This is a genomic window from Mycobacterium sp. URHB0021 (assembly GCF_054057895.1).
This window is the reverse complement of sequence record NZ_JBSRZT010000002.1, coordinates 6,292,257-6,312,773: the sequence shown is the minus strand read 5'-3', so window position 1 is coordinate 6,312,773 and position 20,517 is coordinate 6,292,257. Positions and strand designations below refer to the sequence as shown.

The 20,517-nt window shown below is 63.5% G+C and carries 2 protein-coding genes (1 of these 2 cut by a window edge); both read left to right on the top strand.

Going from position 1 to position 20,517, the window contains the following annotated elements:
- On the top strand, positions 1-15,326 hold the final stretch of the coding sequence (locus tag ACVWWN_RS33310; RefSeq protein ID WP_457149498.1) for a scabin-related ADP-ribosyltransferase. Its footprint begins 25,690 nt before the window's first position; 15,326 of the gene's 41,016 nt are visible here — the last part of the coding sequence; its start codon lies off the left edge, out of view; its stop codon occupies positions 15,324-15,326.
- Positions 15,253-20,517 (top strand): hypothetical protein, encoded by a 5,265-nt coding sequence (locus tag ACVWWN_RS33305; RefSeq protein ID WP_457147653.1) that lies wholly within the window; start codon positions 15,253-15,255, stop codon positions 20,515-20,517. Before ACVWWN_RS33310 ends, ACVWWN_RS33305 begins: the two co-directional genes overlap by 74 nt.

Genomic DNA, 20,517 nt, shown 5'->3' with positions numbered 1-20,517 from the left:
CATGGTTGGCGGAACGCTATGTGCCGCCTCGGCGGTACCTTGATGCACTGGATCGTTGGGACGCCGGAGATCGCGGGTTTGGTGATCTTCAGACCCAATGGGAGGACCGCCTCCTCTTCCGCCAACTGCGCCGGTCGAACCTGGCACCACTTGATGCGCTTGAAGATCCCGATGCGCGAGGAGCTTTCGAGCAGATACGGATTTTGGCCTTCCGCACGCTCGCAGACGCGCTGGCCACCGACGAGGAGCTTGGCCTGAGCCCCAAGGGCGACCCTCGCGCTACTGGGGAGAACCACGATTCCCAATTCGACGAGATTGATCGCCCCGAGAGCGAAACCAACGAGCCCGAAGAGCTCGAGCTGTTGGCGCGCGCGGGGGCCTGGGATCAGATCGCAGCAGACCATGCGCCCGCGCGATCACCCGAAGAGCGGAAATTTCTCGCTTCGCTGGATCATTGGACTGAGATCGGTGACGAGAACGCGCGTGTTCGGTCGTGGCTGGAACAGCTTGCCTCGAAAACAACCGAATGGGCGAATGTTTCGCAGGGCGCACCGATTGAGCTCAGCACCGTAGTTGATCCTCAGAGTTGGTGGCGGCTGTATCTGAACAGCGACGATCACTTCGCTGCGCTGGCCGCACACCCGGACAATCCCGGCGCAGCCTATGAAGGTGTACCCGGCGGGTTTTCGCACGCGGCCATGGAAGCTGCATACAACCTGGTGCTCGATGATCGCGCTGTGCTCAGCCGGCCGATGGAATGGGCCTGGTACCGCTGGATGCGTGCCCTGGTGACCGGACCCAAGAGCGATGTGGTGCTGGGCGGCTTGGAGACCGCGGAAGAGAACCCCGAAATCACCTTCCAGCGAGCCGGTGCCACGCAGCTGGCACACGACATGGCAGACGAGCGCATCGGTGACCGCCATTTGACGGTCGTGCTGGACGAATCCGTAGATGAGGAACTCGAGGAGGTAGCTGCACGGGGCATTGTGATCGCCGTGAGTCGGGCCGGACAGATCGGCTTGGCGCCTGTGTACTCGTCTCGGGAATTGCCGGATTTGGTCAATGCGGTGTTCGCGCAATATGACTCCGACATCGCCGCAGCCACGTCAGAGCATGCGCGGCTACGTGCGATCGGACGGGCGGTGCGCACACTGCAGGTGCTCAAGGCATTTCCGGATAGTCACGGTTGGCTGAACACGCACCTCCTGCTGCCGAAACTGCTGCTGACAAACGGTTTTCGTCCGGTGATCGTACCCGCAGCAACCTACTTGTTCTCCGGCGGATTCTCGTTGGACCACATTGTGACAGCGTTGCGGTGGGGCCAAGACCGCGACCTGACCCGAAGCCACGACGATGATTTCGATTCTCTACCGTTGCGTGGATCTCGGGGACTGCTCGGCGAGGACCACCCTGCGACGACGGCCCTGAACTCCAATACTCCTGTGACGTTCGACGTCGACGGGCGGCACGAGACGCACCCAATCGTCGTCGACCTCAGTGAGTCAGTTCAGCGGTGGTTGGACACGATGGGCGTCGACACGACGCCGCGCGCTCCGCGCAGCGGGCCCCTCACCCTCAGCAAAGTGCTGGCACCTCAGCGGTGGTGGCGGCTGTACTTGGATGAGCGTGATCACGCGGACGCGCTGGAATACGACCCGTCAAATCCGGGCGGCTTGTATGACGGCGACGAATACGCTGGTTTCCAAGCAGATATGGAATCGGCGTACCGCTCGGTGCTCGATGATCCCGACGTGGTGCGACGAAAGATCGACTGGTCCGATTACGAGTGGATGTACCGGCGTGTCACCGCGCACACTCGCCAGTCCGCAGGTAAGGCGGGGTTCTTCGATACCCGCCGCGTACATCGAAACTACACGGCCGTCCACTCCGTCACGCTGACGGAGTTGGCCGATGACCTGAACGAGATCGTGGACGGGCGCCCGCTGGTGACGCGCGTGAACTGGGTGACCCCTCATGTCTTCCTGCGCCCCGACGTGCTGGCCGTAGCGTATCCCGACGGCGATGACTTGAAGCTCGCACTCCAGCTCGACCCTGATCGGCTACCGGGTATGGTGGACGAGGTTTTCGCGCGGTACTACGAAGAACTCGGTGAGGCCCGAACAGAGCACGAGCAGTTGCGCGCGATCGCGCGGGTGATGCGCACAATCAGCATCCTCCACCCGTTCCTGGACGGCAACGGTCGGCTTCACATGCATCTGTTGCTGCCAAGGCTGTTTCTCGCCAATGGATTTCAGCCGGTCGTCCTGCCCGCGTTGCTCTATCTCTTCAATGGTGGTTTCTCGCTGGATCAGATCACGACTGCGTTGCAGTGGGGGCAAGATCGCAGTCTGGTAGCGGGGTTGGACGACCTGCGAGGACGCGAGCCCTGGCATCACCGCGGCGGCGGGGATGGCACAAGCGCGGCGACTCCTGTTGCGAACGCCGAGACGTCGGAAGTCGAGCCTCATCCCTCGCCGAGTGCGCGACCGGAAACGCCAGCGACAACGGAGCCGGATCAGCCCCGTGTGATCGTTGATGCCGGCAACTCCGCGTCGCCACAGTCGCCGGCACGCCCGGTTAGTGATGAGGATACGCTCGACAAGACCGACGTCGGGCAAACGCTCAACGATCGCGCACCGAAGGTCGGCCTACCGCTTGCGGGACCCGGCCGCGAGCCCACAACCGCCCTCACGATCGTCCACGCCGAGGGCGTCATGGCGGTGCCGAAGTCGGGGGGCTCGACGGAACCCCATTCGTCGGCGACTGGCGGCGCCGAAGCAGTCGCGGTTTCCCGGGATGCGGATCCCGTGGGGATGTTTGGTAAGTCTGATTCTGGTGAGGTGTCAGACGCGGATCTGGCCTCGAGTCTGGCTGCTTATCAACAAGACTCGGCCAAATCGCCGGTATACGCCGGTGATGAAGGGCGGCCGACTGACCGGCCTGCCGGTAAAGACCCCGATTTGAGCTGGATTCCGTCTCAGTGGGAGGCGGTGAGGAGGGATGCGGAGTCAGACGACCCGACGGTGGCGAAGGCGGGGGAACAAGAGTTCAGGCGGCGCCTAGAGACTGTCTATCGGTGGTTGTCGCCGGCGCATCGGGCAGTGTCGCCGAGCGAGGCCGTCCTGACCGAGGATGAGTATCGGTTGGACTCGCATCACGATGCTCCGGGTGCGCAGGCTGCACTGCGTGTGTTGTATATGTGGCACCGCTCAGATGAGCTGACGGCGCAGCGTTTCGCGGATCGGCAGCGTGTGGTGCTGCGCCTTCGGGGTGGATCTTCCCCGGAAGGGTCCGATCCGGTTCGCGGTCAGCCGGCGCCGGACGGCGCCGCGACGCCGCTGCTAGAAGCGGGAACCGCGCACGTTGACAGTGAGATTCCGCTGTTCGATCAGGCCCGGTCGGCGGCTACTGCAGCGGAGTTGCACGCCCTGCTGGAGCAGTTGGAAACCTCGCCAACGCACGTGCTCCCGGAGGGAATGTCAAAGACCCTCGATCTGGTCCAGCTCGGTGCGATTGAGCTGAGTTCCGACGAGGTCGCAAGGTTCAAGCTCCTGAACATATCTGTGCCGTCGACGGTGCGGCATCTGCCCGTTTCGCTGTCGGCCACCGAGAACGCGCCGACCACGAGCGCAGAGAACGCGCCGATCGCGAGCCTGTGGGACGTCGTTAGCGGACTGGGTCGGCTCTGGCGCTCACGGCTGGACGGACTGGTGGCGGCCTACCACAAGATCGCGCCGGGTCTGTCCGCCGTGGTTGAGCGGCGGCCTCTGCGAAACTCGAAAGTTGCCGAGGCGCCGCTCATCTCATATCTCACCAAGTTTCAGCGCCGGGATGACGGGCAGCTTTCCAACGCGGCCGTAGTCGAGTTGTTGCGGAAACGACAATCCCGCCTTCATGAAGAGCTCGCGGACATCCGCAAGAACGGCGGGATTTCCGTCAGCGGTGTCGACGACGAAGGCCTGCGGACGTTGATCAGCGCCAAGCCTGAACTTCTCGTCGACATTCCCGAGCTACAGCTGTTCTTGGATCGCCCAAACCCAACGGAGAATCCTCGCTCTGACGGCAACCCGCAGTCGCCGTGGGTGCTCGACGAACTCGAGCACGCCGGGGTTCGGGTGACGTTCTATTCGATGGTTGGCGACGACACGCAGGCTCGCCGAGACCTTGTCGTACGGGCCTTATCGCTGCTGCGCACAGGCGGATACGTGCTCCCGCCCCGCCTGCATGTGCACTTACCTCGTTATCACCGGTCACTGGAGATCACTGGAAAGCCTTCAACACGTGGGCATGACGAGAGACTCGCCTGGTTCGAGGCACCTGATGAGATCGTCTTGACGTCAAGGCAGACCCAGGCCCGCCCACTTAATTACGCAAAGCAAACGCCCTACGCGGTCAATCACCGCTTGGAAGACGACGCCCTGGGCGCTGTTCTGCACGAGCTGGGGCACTGGCTGCACCTGCACAACTCCCCGCGAATTTTTGCCGATATTGGTCAGACCAATTTCCGAAATTCCTTGCTCGCCCTGGTCCGTAAGGTCAGTGGATACGCCCTGCACAGCCCGCGTGAGTTCGTCGCTGAGTACCTGGTGTCCAAGTTGTTAGGGCGCACGTTCTCACCACACGAGGATCGTCAGCTGGCGCAATTGAATCGGCGTCTGGGCGGGCCAGAGCCCACAGAAGCGGCTCAGCCGGTGGTGGCGCCGCCGCTGACGGGACACAAGCTTGAATTTGTCACTGCTTGGGTCCGCCAAACGCTTGGCGTAGCGCAAGTGACCGAGGGTCAGGTTGCGCGCGCCGAGCAGCGGCTGGCGCCGTTTGACCGGTGGCGCAATCTGCCGGCGACGTCCGGTTTGATAGCCGACGAGCTGCAAGGCCATATGAAACGGCTTGATAAGGAGGCGCGTCGAACTAAGCAGTTGTATGGCGCGCGTCCCTCGGACGTCGTGGAGGCATGGGCCACTCTCTCCGATGCCGATGAATCGTTTGATCACTCCGACATTGCTGCGCAGGTGACGCAGATCGGTGCCCTGCTGGCCGAACGGCGGACTGCCGGTCCGACGAATGCGGGCCCCCTGGCGATGCCCCGTTCGGAAGGCGCTGCCGGGCTGTCGGATTCGTCGGTGGCTGTGGATGGTGATAAGAGCGCGGAGTTGGCTGCGTTGCGGGACGCCGTCGAGCGGGTTGGGTCGGACGACAACCATGTTGACTGCGTGAATTTGTTGGTGGGGTTGCGTGATGAATTCCATCCCGCCGGTGTGTCTTCCGGTGTGGGTGGGGTGCGTGCGGGTGGCACGGTTGATGAATCGGCGATGGTGGATTCTGCGACGGCGGTGCGGTTGGTCGATGCCGGCGGGTGGTCGCGGGCGGCGGAGGTAGACGTCGGTGGGCCGGGGTCGGTGTGGGTGGGTATCGGTGATTGGGGGGTTGCGGAGGCTGCTGCGCGCGCGGCGGGGCCCGGTAGCACAGTCTTTGTGTTGATGAGCCGGCTGTCGGGTGAGGGACATGCTTTTGCGTTGCGGCACACCAATGATGGGCAGTTGTTCTGGATTGACGCGCAGCGTCCTGTGGGCCAGCAGTTGTTAAATGCCAGCGTTCGGCCGACGTCGCCTGAGCAGTGGGTGCGGGACGGCGGAGATCGCCTTGAATCCGCTTTTGCCACACGGATTTTGGTGGTGGACAGCGACGGGAGGGCTCGTCCGGAACTTGTTGTGACGGCGCCGGAGTCGGGTTCGACTGCTCGGGCGCTGATCGATGCGCCGACTGATTCTCGTTATGGCAGCCTGCGTAACGGTGGGGACACCTCGCGTGGTTGGACGACGGCGGACAAGGCCGACGCGCCGGCGTCCAATGCGGACAACCGTGTTGAGGCGACGTCGCAGCCGAGGCACGACACAGGGGCCACGCCGAACAGTTCGACGTCGCCTGCACCTGTCGGAACCGCGGATTCGCCGACAACCCACGCTGCTTCGAGCGTCCACCAGGCTGGGGTCGACAGGCCGACCGGTTCCCAGCAGGCCGCCGACGCTTCCCCCGCCGTTGCGAGTGAGGCGCCCGACCCGTCCCGGTCGCTGCCCGTCCGATTCGAAGACAAGCTTGTGCTGGGCGGCATGGACGTGATGGAGAAGTTCGCCTCCGGTAACCGAACTCTCGCAAACATCGAAGCCTTCGTGAGGCAGCAAAGTGGCGGGGAGGCAGCTTGGGAGAACCACAAGTCGCAGATCGAAGAGATGTTCAGCGACGATGCGCTTCGACCGGAGATCACGGGATTGTTACGCGGCGGACGTCCGATAATTTACGTAATCGACCTGGAGAGCGACGCAGTTCTTCCGTCGCCGAGTAACAGAACCCTGACGATCGAATTCAGGGTGGATGGCCGCCACACCGACTCTCGTCTGCGGTTCAAGAACACAGAGAAGGAATACGAGTTCGAAGGCATTGCCGACCCTTCGACCACCACCGCCTCGTTTGGCGGACGCCGTGACACGTCCTTCCTCGGCATCCGGGGCAACCTCGCCCAAATCCGCGACAGGATCGCCGACACGCCGTACTTCTTCAGAACGTGGGGCAACGACTCGAGGTTGACCGGCCAACGAACCGATCGACAAGTCAGTCGGCACAAAACGGTCGAGCCTGCAACGCGCTTCGAGGGAGATCTCCACACAACGACTACCTACCGTATAGACGGAGCGCAGAGCCACACCGACGACGTCCTCTACCGCATGCGGGTAGCCGTTCCGAGTCGTGACGTCGTACCGACTGCCGTAGCGACTTCCGATTCCCCTGCAATGCGGAGGGTATCGACAACTCGCGCGTTGACCGGTGCCACCCACGTCACCAACTTGTCGTTGATGCGCGATGACGACGCTGATGGCACTCATCCATCTGGATCGGAAGCGGGTCAGTCACGACGACAGCGGATAACGATCGAGGAGTTTCTGGCCAGCCAGCCGATGCTGGAGGCGTTTGTCAAGGCATACGGCGCCGACAGCGATTTGGCGCGAAGCGAAGTCGAGCAGTGGCTGGCTGTGGAGACGCTGCAGGCCAATCTGCCCGGGATGACGAACAAGCAGCCCATGGTCTATGAATTCCAGGGCATTCCAGGCGCCCGAATCGAGATCCATGCATTCGTCGAGCCGCTCGACACCCCCTCGGATACCAGTGCGTTGCGTCAATCGCCGTCGGCGGGACGCGTAGAGACTTCGCCTGATACGCAACCCGAGAAGCCGATTCTGGAGGTAACCGGGGAGACCAAGAAGTCCGAGTTCCACTTCGGAACAGAAACCGATATTGTCCGAACCCGGCAGGTCACACGCAGCATTGCGAAACAGAAGCCGACGCCTGGCCGGTACCGGCAGCACAACTGGGTTGAGGATGACGCCGGTGAAGATGATGGCGCCGAGGACGCAGCCCTAGAACTTTGGGCAGACGGCGAAGACGGAGCCTTCGAGGACGGAGCACTCGAGGACGGAGCCCTCGAGACAGGGGCGCCCGAGCTTGGTCCTCTCCAACCCGGTGCCGTGGTCACCGGACTGAACGGGGTCCGTACCGATACTCAGACCGAGGGCGACACAGACAATCGCCAGTACCGCAGTCGCATCAGTATGAAGCTTCCGGTCCCCGGGCAAGCTGCTAACGGTCAGGCGCGGTTGCGCTTCGAATTGCACGCGCCCCCGAGTGATGGGCACCAGGTTCAGGGCGCTGTACATGAGACGCGTGCGCAGTTCAGAGCGTTGATGGAGGGCCCGAAGCCAAAGCCAAAGTCTGGTAACCCCGAGACCGAGCCAAAATCCGGTAACCCGCAGACCAAGCCGAAATCCAATTACAAGGGCGAAGAGGTGTGGGCGCCCCCCGAACGGATTTGGGGTGACGGGCCGCAACCGGACCGCAATTCGGTGGACAAACCACCGACGTGGCCGACCTCTGCGCGCAGCGGTTTGCGCGGACTGGGCAGCATGGACCGGGTCATGAACCTGGATATCAGCGGATTCCGTGGCACGCTCGAGTCAATGGGCCGCAGAGTCTTCGGCTCGGGATGGACGCCTGACGTCCGGTCGAATGTGTTGGCGCGATACAACATCGACGCTCTGAGCAGTGCGTTGCCCGCCATGAGCCAACACAGCCCGCTGAGCCACCTCGACTTCGCCGGGGCCGGATCCAAAGCTTTCGTCACCGCCGACTTCGAGGAATTGACGTTCGACCGGGTGGTCGAGCCGCTGTCGAGCCCGAGTTATGAATTCACTGCCGGTAAGGCGACCGCTGTCAGCACAGCCAAACAACATTCGAGCCAGGGAGTGCTCGGCCGACGCGACGACAATCTCGGCAGACCGGTGTCTGAAATGAGCCACGGCCGCACACAGACCACCTACGGCGACGGCGACCGAATGCGCCGTCAGGAACGGGTCGCTGTTACCGCGAAGTTCGATCAGCCGATGGCGGTATTCAGTGGCTGGGTGCGTTTGGACGCCTGGATGACTAATTCCAACAAGACCGTTCACGAGTCTGGGTTGTTCTTCGTCGATATCGCAATTCCGCTCTCTGAATTGCGAGCGCCACAAATACACGAACACGTGTTGCCGCCGACCTTCACCCGAAGCCACCCCGGAGGTTTCGTTGAAAGACCGCGACTGAAGGTTGCCCCAGACCCGGTTGACAAAGCGCCGCTGCCAAGAAATCCGTTCTCCCCGAGAGCATTTGGGAGTGAAAATGGCCCGGGCTGGTTCGAAAAGGTCCTCGGCCTGCGGTTGTCTCCACCCGGCCTCGTTCGACCGGTCAGCGCTGGAGGCGACCAAGCAAGCAATAGCAGAACCCCATTGCTCAGCAGGCCTCAGAACAGCTACGGCACCTTCGCTCCCGTCTTCCGACCCGCGGCTTCGCACATTCTGCAGCTGCGGGGGGAGTGGAAAGACCCTGAGCCGCCGAGAAATCCGCCGCAACCTCCCGAGCGGGCCTCCCTGCCTTACTGGCATCCGTCCGACATGCTCGTGGGGCTCGATCCGCAGTCAGGTCTGCTGGAGGCGATGCGCGATGACCTCGCGCCAGCACTGGGAAGCGATCTCGACGCGGCGATTGCTGACCTGTCGCAGCATTACGGCCACGAGGTGTTGGCTGCGCGGCTGACCCACGAGTCGGGTACGGAATGGACTCACGGAGTTCCAGCGGGCGACGGCACGCTCACCGTCAAGGTGCGTCCTGTGCGCGAGCCCGGTGCAGACTTCGTCAGTCGGGCAGCGACATTCGAAGCGGATTTCGTCACCGAATCGCAGTCATCCGCGACGCACACCTACGCCAATCAGACGGATGAAGTCCGTGGGGTCCGAGACCAATTCAAGATCCCGCCCGTCTCCGTGACGGGCCAGGTGTTGACCACCCAGTCCGTCAAGCCCGGTGCGCCGGGCTTGAGATCGAGCGTTCCGCGGGTGGGAGACCCGCGTGGTGCGGCAATCGCAGGCGGCGGTGAGATCCGCGCACCGGAACGCGTGAAGACGACCGAGCCGCACAACTTGTTCCGGCAGCCGATCCGTTTCGACATCACCTACGAGTACTCGGGCACCGACCGGCCGGCGCTACCGCTCGCTCCCGCGCCGGTACGACTCGCCGGTGTCTTCGCGTATTCCGAAAATGATCCGACCACAACCGTCGACGCCTCGACCGGCGCCGTGACGACAAGGCCGCAGCTGAGCGCCACGCAAGTGGTCGCCAAGGTCTGGCCTCATCGATCATCGGACCCATCGGCAGACGATGAGCCCGGATCCAGCGTCCAACGACGCCTTGCTCCGCGCGGCGGAGCCGTGGGTGACCACATCTTGGATTCGATGGCCGCCGAAGGCATTGACGTTTTCGGGGACGACTGGCCCGCAGTGCGAGCCGAGCTGGCCGACTACATCGCGACGATGGATGTCCACCGCGCTCTGGGTCGGTTCAGTCGCGGCAGGACCACGACCATCAACTTGAAGTCGGTGGAGGGCGGCAAGGTCGTGGTCGGTGCCAACATCGACTCGTTGGCCAGCGCGGATTCTCCTGCGAGCAGTGAGTTCTACTACGGTGGCGTAGACATTCACAACGCCGGCGTATCGAGTGGTTCCCGACAGTCCGGGCAAGGCTACGTCCAGGGCCAGGTTGAACGGTCCCTCGCGGACATCCCTTTCATACCCGCGGCCGTGACCAACTATCTGTCGGAACTCCTCGGTGACTACGTGGCCGACGCAGCGGCTCTCCTATTCGGTCGCACGGACATCGGTGGCGGCTCCGAGACGCGAAACACTCGCGCCAATAACACAACTTCGGGTCGCTACCTTCGGCTGAAGGGCAAGCAGCTGACCCAGGTGGGGACGGCCACCGTCCACGCCGACATGAGTCGACCGCTCGGTCAGTCGGGAGAACGAATCCGCGGCGTCGGCGAAGCTCGAGTCAACGTCATCGTCCGGGAAACGCAGACAGGCACGCAAGCCCATGAACGACGCGTGCCGCGCGCCGGGATCGTTCAAAGGAGCCACGATCGGAGCCCGTCTGGCTACGGCGACGACGGCCTGCCGTTGCGCGGGCTCAGCGATGATTCCATCGTCGGCACGATCATGGGCGAATCGTTCCGTCGGCGAACCCTCGATGCGCTGAATGACGATCCCACTTCCGAGATATACCAACACGTTGCACGGGTCCTCACCGGCGCCCAACCACATTTGCGCCACATGCAGCTACGACAGCATCTGCCAGCTATGACCAGAGGTGAAGAGGTCGAGCTGCTGCGCCTCGGGTCGCTCCGTATCACGGGCACTGCCCGTGTTCGCCATCTCGGCCGCGCGCTGACCGAGTATTCAGGTGCATGGGTCAACGTGCTCAATGAGGTCAACCGGATTCAGACCACTCAGACGAGTACGACCTTCGACTTGGGCTGGCGGACGCTGCTCGGCCTTCAGGTCAAATCACCCGCATTCAAAGGCGTCGTGCTGGCGGGAGGTGGTATCGGTCGACGTTGGCGCTCCGGTGCGTCCCATTCCGAAGCCGCAAAAGTCGCTGCCCACGGCAAGTTCCAGCTCGGCTATGTTGCCTTCGACGCGACCTTCGATATCGAACTAACTGTCCACGACGGGGACGACAGCAAGGTGCTGCCGGAAGTGGATGTCCATGCGCCGCTGCTGATCCCGGAGTCGGAGACGCGGGTTGTAGACAGTGATGACGCGCATGCCGGGCTGATAATACAAACTGAAGTACCAGCCCCACGCGCTGGTGATCAATCTGTTTCGCAGGGAGCAACTTCCAAGCATGGGACGGTCATCCAGCATTCCGAATCGTCATCGGTGCCGGATCGGCGCACCGAAATCACAGAAACCAACGCGGTGTCGGTATCCCCGGCTGGTGACGGCACTTCGGCAGACCATGCCGAGACCGGGGGCGCCCACCGGGCGGCGAACGAAGATTCCGAGACTTCAGGCGAGGGGACGGCGATTTCTCCTGTCGCAGAACCCGATCCGGTCACCGGACCTCCAACCGATATCAAGAGCGTTGGTGTCGATCGCGCGACCGACACGACTGCGCCCACTCAGGGTGACATTTCGGTTGACGACGCTACTGTGGCCGGGCCGAGCCGTGTGCGGGCCGCGGGGCCGGCGGGTGAGCGGTTGGCGGTGCTCGGCAATGGGTGGTGCTTGTTGTATTCGGTGGTGATCAGTACTCCGCCGGAGCAGTGGCCTGCCGAGTGGGTGGGGTCGATGGATGCGCACAGCGCGCATGCGGCCATCGTGGCGGAGGCCCGTGCCGGCGGTTTGTGGGGCGGTGAGCCAGTCGGGGCCGGAAGGCAGGCGCTGGATCACGCCGTCGAGGCGTTGCAGGCACGGGTGATCTGGTCGTTGATGGCCGGCGGTCGGGACGGGGTGCCCAGCGATGTCGCGGCCACGGTTCGCGGTACCCAGGACGTTCGTCAACTGGATCGCTGGTTGGCCCGTGCCAGTGAGGCGCAGTTGCGGGCCAGGCTCACCGAGCTGGGACTGGCGGACGACCATGTGATCGAGGACGAGAACTGGCTGCCCGCAGGCGCGCTGCAGAGACGCTACATCGACGAGCGTATGCGGCAACTGACCACAGAGGGCGACGCGTCGACACGGCCATCAGTGGTGCGTGCGATAGTGCGGGCGCGAGCCGAGGCGGGTTTCGGTGCTCAGGGGCGTAATGATGGCAACGCGTTGAGTTTGCGTTCCCAGTTCGAGTATCTGCGGGACCGCGGGGTGGTGCCGACGGTGGGACAGTTGCGCCCTGCAGAGTTGTCGACGGCGGTGAGGGAGAGCAGCGCTCACCGGTTTACGGAGCAAGAGTACTCGGAACTGCTTGCGGCGGTGCAGGAGTGGTCGGGCGAGGGATGGAGAGGGCGCTACGGAGACACGTTTGCCGTCTTGATTGCCCACGCCCTGCAGGTTCAGGTGCAGGTGCACCGAAATGGCAGTCAGTCCTCCCCGGTGGGCCCCGAGGGTGCACGCAACATCAGCGTGTACTACAACGGCCACAACCATTACGAGGCCAGCCTGCCGCCCGCCTCCGAGCCGACAACCGAACTCCCCCGAGAAGAGCAGGCGGCAAACTCCAATAAGGCAATGAAAATTGCTGAAGGTGAAAATGATTCGACTTCCGGAGCGCCGTCTGATGTGACTGGCGGAGCTAGCGGGCATCGTGATGAAACCGGCTCGCCCCCGACCCGCCGCGCCGAGTCCACAAGTTCCGCTCACGTCGAGGATCGTGCGGATGCTGTTGGCGATCCTAGTGATTCGGTGAATGTGGATGCGATGGCCGAGCATCCCGTCGTTGATCAACGATCGGATTCCGGCGGTGGGGACACCGACCTCGAGGGCGCTGGCCCTGATCGCGCTCGCTATGCGCCACCCCCCAGCGGCCAAGAACCGGTGTCCCGATCCGGCCGTGCGCGCATCGCCGCTGCCATCACCAGCGCGACGACGACCACCGCCGCCACTACAGCACATGACGTGTCCGCCGGGCTCGCGCCACCGCCGCGGGGAAGCGCCGAGATTCAGCTCGATGATTTCGTCGGAGTTCCGCTGTCCGGGGTTCGACGCACGCCGCATATTGAATCGACGCTGGCCGCCGCGCTGGCGGTGTTGGAGGCATCGCGACCGGTGTCGACCATGCCGCACCCGCTGGCACTTGGTATGACGCCCGCTGACATCTCCGATCCGACCATCACGCCTGCTCACGTTTCAGCTGAGCTGGATGTACCGCCGGCAGGCAATAGCGAGAGCACGCTGCGGACTGTCGGTGCAGCAGCGCCCGCCGATGCGACATTGGCCGCGGGTGATCACGCCATGGATGAGAGCGCTGACATTCAGCGCGGCCGCCCTGGCCCTGACCCCAGCGATGGCGGCTGGAACATCACCAGGGCGACAACGACTCTGGATACCACGTATGAGCCCGCCTCAGCCGAGCTGGGGGTGCCACCGACGAGAAGCGCAGAGGTTCAACTAGAGGCATTCCGTGGCCATCTGCTCCCCGATGTTCACCGCCCGACCGATGTCGAAACCACGACGCCGACCACGCCGCCGGAATTGTCTCCGGACATGCTGGAAGTTCTGGATTTTGTTCAGTGGGGTGTCATCCAGCTGACCGATGCTGAGCGGCAGCGGTTCAAGGAGCTCGGAGTCTATGTGCCGCCGACGGTGCAGTGGCTGCCTCGTCGGCTTGCGGCCGCGGACGGCGCAGTCCCGTCATTGATGTACCGATCTGATGATTCGGATCCACATGAATCGGCGTACAACGAGATTGCGCCGGGGTTGGAACGGCGAGTCTCGCGTGACCATCCGAACCAATCCGGACTGCGCTATCACGACCCGGAACTCGACTTCCTGACAGGTTTTGAGCGTCAGCCCGATGGACGGCTGTCGGACGAGGCGTTGGTTGTATATCTGCGCCAGCAACAGTCGAACTTGCGGCAGGCACTGGTGAATTTGCGCTACCGCGGCGGTGTCACGCTTACCGGCTTTGACGACGACGACGCCATAACCGCCAATTCTTTCACCCCTGAGCAGCTTTCGGACCATCCGGAGCTATCGATGTTCCTGCAGCGTCGAGCCCACGACGGTGGATTGCATTCGGACGGCAATCCGGACTCGCCGTGGGAGGTGGAGGAGCAGGAGTACGCCGGGGTGCGCGTGCGGTTCTACTCCATGGCCAGTGATGACACCGCCGCGGGCCGCCGCGAGTTGGTCGCGCGAGCGTTGTTGCTGCTGCAAAAGAGCGGCGTGAACCTGCCGGGCCGCCGGAACGTGATCAATGTGCATCTGCCCCGGTATCACCGCGCCGTGTCCGTCCAGGCCGGCGACGCCGGATCGAACCCGAACCCGACAGTAAGGGTTCGACGCACCGCCGGCGCCATCACGATTGGGGCGCGCGAAGCTGAGTTCTTTGCGCCCGGCGATCTGGTTTTGACCTCGGGGTTGGTGGCGCCTCGTCCGCACGGAAACCCTCTCTGGAACCAGGCCCGCCTTGCCAACCGCATGGACGACGATGCTCTGGGCGTGGTGGCGGGGGCCTTGATGCAGTTGGCACACTGGTCGTCCTCACCCCACGAGTACGCCGATCTGAGCTTTACACGGTTGCGAATTGCCGCCAGCCGAATAGGGAACAGGCTCGGCGAACGTGCTGGCAAGAACGCGATGCACTACGCCGCCGAGTTCGGCTTGAACAACATCCTCGGAGAAAGGCACCAGCCAGAAGAACGTCGGACTCGCGGCCGATTTGATCGCCGCGCCGGCGACACCGAAGAGCTTCAGGAACTCAATCGCGACGTGGGTGGGCCTGCGCCGGGGCTGCCGGTGACCGCACCGACGCTGAGCGGTCAAATGCTCGAGGATGTAATCAGTGCGGTACGCCGAAACGTCGTATTAGGCTGGGTGACTGCCGAGCAGGTGCAGCATGCCGAGCAGACATTGTCGCCGCCCGGGGTCCGCTGGCTGCCTCTGCCGCATCGGGTCGGACTGATCATCGACAGACTGACCAACCACTTCGACCGGCTCTTTGAAGGCGTGCGCCAACACCCGGGCATGGGCAACCTGTTGTTCGAGTACGTGGCCGCGGAGTGGGCGGAGCTGTGGAAGACCGGAGCCACGTGGTCTGATGATCCATCGAACGTCGATCGGCAGGTGGCCCAGATTGTGGCGGCGATGGCCGCGCGGACCACCCCGCTCATCGAACGTCATTGGCGGCACGCTCGGACCGGCGACGGCGGACCAGATCCCTCAGGCTGGGCTGGAGTCTTTGACTCCGGGCCAGCGGCGCGCAGAACTCGAGCGGCTACTTCAAACTCCGTCCGCCTCGTGGAGTCTTCGTGAACAGCACCATGACGCCGATCCCGAAACCGGTGCCAAGCAGTCGAATTGGGCGGATCGGTGGACTTCGGGCGCAGCGGACGCTGCGCACGACCTGGATGTGCTGGTTCGCGCGATCCGGCCTGCGTCGGCGTTGAGCAGTGACGAGCTTGATGTTGTGGTTGAGCAGGTGCGCCAGCAGGTGGGGCTGGCGTGGGTGACTGCCGAGCAGGTCCGGCATGCCGAGCAGTCGTTGCAGTCTCAGCTTCGGTGGATGGATTTATCGACTCGGGCGGGTCTTGCCGGCATCAGGTTGGGTCAACACCTGGACCTGCTTGTTGCGGGGGTGCGCCAACACCCGCAGTTCCGTTACGTGGCTTTCGAGGACGTGGCCGCGGAGTGGGGGGAGTTGTGGAAGACCGGTGCCACGTCGGCGGATCTTCGCTCGGGTGTTGATGAGCAGGCGGCTCAGATTGTGGCGGCGATGGGCGCGCGGACCACCCCGCTCATCGAGCGTCATTGGCGCCACGACGGACCGGCGACGACGGAGCCGATTCAGTCGGATCGGCCGCCCAATGAACTGGATTCTTCTACTCCTGCCGGACGCAGCGAAGTCATTGGCGGGCGTGATCGGAGCCCAACACCAGAGCAGATGAGCTTGGGTGAACTGGCGGAAAAATGGGCCGATCGGTGGAGCTCGGGTGTGCCGTCGGCAGCTCGCGAGCTGGATGTGCTGATTCGGGCCGGTCGGCCCCTTGCCGGGACCCCTGCGGCCCTCCAGCTCATCGGTCCAGAGCCCGACGAGCACCACGATGAGCCCAGTTCCGTTGAAGAGTCCTCGGTTGGGCGGGTGGAGGCGGCGGTTGAGTCGTTGGGTCCGTGGGAGGGAGACCTGGCAGATTGCGTGGTTCGGGTCGATCGCGCTATCGCGAATCTGTTGGGTGGGGATGTGACGGCGATGAGTTCGCCACCGCGACATGATGTGGGGGCTGCGCGGTCTATCGACGGTGATATGCGGCCCGTTGACCGGCTGGCTGCGCGGTTGGGTGGGCGGTTCGAGCGGGTGGACGGTGTCGGTGGGCTTGCCAGCCTGCGCCGGGGTGCGGTGACTCCGGTGTGGGTGGACCGGCCGGGACAGCCGATGCACATGGTTCTGGTGTCGCGCCGGGAGCACGACGACGGCCTGGTGATGGTGGAGACGCAGTACCGCGGCTCTGCTGTTCCGATCGTTGATTTCGTTGAGCGGACAACTGCGGCGTCGTTGCGGGCAGGTGATGGGGGATTGCCTACGCAGCTTGAGGGTTCGTTGCGTGTGCTGGTTGATGATCGAGGGCGGTTGCTTCAGGTTGATCTGGGTGACCCGGCGCGGGTGGTGGTTACGGCGGGTGATGTTTCGGTGCACCCGGGATCGGGTGTGGCGGGGCTGTTGGATCCGCCGACAACCACCACACCCGGAATGGCGCAACCGAGGCGCCAAGACCGCGCACGTGGGGGAGTTCATGGGGCGGGCTCGGATGAGGCGCCGCTCGACGCGGCCGAGAATCCCGACGACTCATGGACGCCTGACAATGATCGCCTCGGTAGTGGCGCCGACGCGGCCCAAAAACGCCGTCGTTTAGAGGCTCTGGCCCGGCGACTGCACAGGCTCGGCACCACGGTTCTCGGCGACGACGAGCTCGTCACCGAAGGGCGTGGCGATTTCACCGGATGGACCTCATACGATGCCCGGAGCGCCGGTACTCGTGACACTTCCTGGTTCCAGGTCCTTGCCGACAATGCGCGCGTGCAATCCTGGCTGGAGTCACTTACCCCGGCTGACCCGCAAAATGTGCCGCCACGAAATCCAGTTCGGCTCAGTCAGGTATTGGATGCGCACCATTGGTGGCGGTTGTATGTGGACAGCGACGACCACGCCGCTGCGCAGCACAAGAACCAGGACGATCCCGGTTCGGCGTACAACCACATCCCCCAGGGATTTATTGGTGCTCGAATGGAAGCGGCCTACCGATCGGTGCTCGACAACCTCCAAGCGCTGACGCAGCCGATCCGATGGCGCGGGTACCTCTCGATGCATAGAGCGGCGACTGGCCACGACGGCAATATCTCGACAGGAGGCCGCGAGAACCCCGCTGCGCTGGATACCGGTACTACCGCGCTGGCCGACGACTGGGCAAATGAATCCGTCGGCGACCGATTCGTGGTGATGCCTGTCGCTTCACTCAGAGACGTCCATCGAGCCGAAAAACACAGCCTTGTCGTGGCCGTCGAGTTCGAAGGACGGCTCAGTCTGGTACCTGCATACTCGTCACGCGAGTTGCCGAAATTAGTGGATGAAGTCTTCATCCGCTATCACAATGACATCCGCGCCGCGACTTCTGAACAAGCACGACTACGTGCCATCGCCCAACTGGTGCGCACACTGCACGTGATGCAAGTCTTTCCCGATAGCCACCCTTGGATCAACGTCCACCTACTTCTGCAGAGGTTGTTGCTGGCCAACGGATTCCGCCCGGTCATCCTGCCTGCGACGTCATACATGTTCTCGGGCGGGTTCTCGTTGGAGCACATCGCCACAGCGTTGGCTTGGGGGCAAAACCACGATTTGACGACGTCTTTGGACGACACTTTCGGTCTGGTTCCGATGCGGCAGTCCCCGGGATGGCTGGGCCAAGCCGTACGCGCACCAGCACCGTCAAATTGGAATACGCCACGGTCGTTCGATCTTCCCGAGGCGCGCGAGACGGCTAAGGACATTCTCAACCGCAGCCGAGCGGTTCGTAGCTGGCTGGAACGCCTGGCCGCTGAGACGGAGCCGGAAGAGGGACCCGACCGCTGGGCACGATGGCTGCCGGTGGGAACGACGGCGAGCAGCATCTGGAACAGGTATTGGGATCCCGCGCCAGTTCCCGTGCCGCTCAGCGACGTGCTGCCCCGGGGAAGGTGGTGGCGGCTCTATTTGACTGCGGTCGATCACAAAGCAGCGCTGGAGAATGATCGGTCCAACCCGGGCGGACTCTATGACATCGATGAGTTAGCCGGCTATCAGGCAGATTTGGAGTCGGCGTACAGCTCGGTGCTGGACAACCCCAATGTCCTGAGAAGAAGACTTGACTGGGACGAATACAGCCGGATGTATGCGCGCGTCACCACGCACACATCGCAGTCCGCTGGTCGCTCCCCCTTCGGCGTAGGCGGTACTTCGGATCCGGGTCAGTACTTCTACCACTGGGTCACGCTGAACGAGCTGGCGGATGACGTGAGGGAGATAACGCTCGATGGGCGACCGCTGGTCACACTCGCCGAGCCCCACCAAAAGAATGACTTCATTGCGCGCGACGACCTAATCGCCGTGGCGTATCCGGTCGAAGACGGTGAGCTGCAGCTCGCCCTCAGATTCAAACCAGAGCGCTTGCCGGCGATGGTGAACGAGGCGTTCGGGCGGTACTACAAAGAACTCGATTTGGCGTATTCAGAACAGGCACGGTTGCGTGCGATCGCGCGGGTAATGCTCACTTTGAGCGTGCTGCACCCGTTCAAGGACGGCAACGGCCGACTGCATAAGCATCTTCTCTTGCAAAGATTGTTACTCGCCAACGGGTTTCGCCCAGTGATATTGCCTGCGGCGCATTACCTATTCAATGGCGGGTTTTCACTGGATCAGATCACGGCGGCGCTGCGGTGGGGACAAAGCCGCAATTTGGAAACCGGATTAGACGATCTGCGGGGATCCGAACCCTGGTTTAAATCCAGCAGCGATGTTTCTCGTGCGCCGTCCCCCGATGCGCCGGGGGAGGCGCCCGCAGACGAGCCTCCTCGCCCGGCGATCCCCGCCCTAGACGGATCTCATGCCGCTGACACAACGACTAGCCAAGCGACCGGACCCGATGACATCGGTTCCGCCGGACAGCACCCGAGGGTGGCCTGGCGGTCCGGTGAGCTCGTGGCGATGCCCGAGGATGGGTGGGATTTGTTGTACTCGGTGGTGGTCGGCACACCGCCCGAGCATTGGCCGGCCGCATGGGCGCCGGGGTCCGATGCCCGCCGCGCACATGCAGCCATAGTCGCGCAGGCCCGCACCGGTTCCTTGAGCGCGGACGGGCCTGGTAGAGCGGCGCTGGACCTGGCCAGCCAAGCACTGCATGGCCAGGTGTTGGACTTCGTCTTCGATCGCGGACGCGCCGGATTACCCGGCGACGTCGCAGCAGTCTTCCGGGGCCATCAGCCTGCGGGGGCACTGCAGAGCTGGGTGGCCAGCGCTTCCCGGACGGACCTGGTGAACCGGCTGGATGAATTAGGCGTGAATTCAAATGATTCGGTGCAGCAGCCGATTTGGTTGGGTAGCGATGGCTTGCATGCGCGCTACATCGAGGAGCGCGTCAGTCAGTTGACCCAGGATGGCGACGAGTCGGCGCAGCCACCGTTGCCGCCGATGAACCGTCGGGATGCGCGTCGTCAGGCGCGGTCGGAGGTGGGCCTCGGCGGGCACGGCCAAGTCGATGGCGATCCGCCGCGGGGCACGCTGGCTCAGTTCGTGTACTTGCAGAATCGCCATGCGGTGCCAATGGTCAGCCAACTCAACGAGGCGGAATTGCGTGCGGCAGTGCTTTCCGTCAGCCAGCATCGTTTCACATGGGATGAATACACAGACTTGCTTCTCGCGCTTGGTGATTGGTCAAACGAGCAGGTTGGCTGGCGCGGACCGTTCGGTGACACTTTTGCGTTGTTGGTGGCTCACACCCTCGGGGTGCAGGTGCACCAGGTCGGCCACGCGTTACCCCACGTGGGCCAAGAGGGCGGCCGCAGCATCAGGGTGTTTTACAGGAACGGAAACCACTACGACGCCAGCTTCCCCGCGCTTGAGGGCACCGCTACAGGGCAAACACGCCTCAGTCCCGATCGCGGCGAAGGCCTCCCTCGGGCAGGACTGCACGGCGCCCCAACAACCGCGGCAACGATTGCGAATGCCGCGGCCGTCCTGGACCCACCGCCTTCAGGAGACGCCCGACGTCGGCTGCAGGCCTTCACTGGCAATGCTGCGGCAGTGGATGGCGGATCGCGAACAACTGGTGGACCGCGTGTGAGAACGCGGGGTGGGGCGCCTCCGATACGGCAATCACCCCAGAGCGAAGGCGCTAACGGTGCCGGTCTGTCTCGGCACAGCACCGCAGGAGACGGTGTCTCGGGTGGCACCACGCCATCGCGATCTCCTGATTAG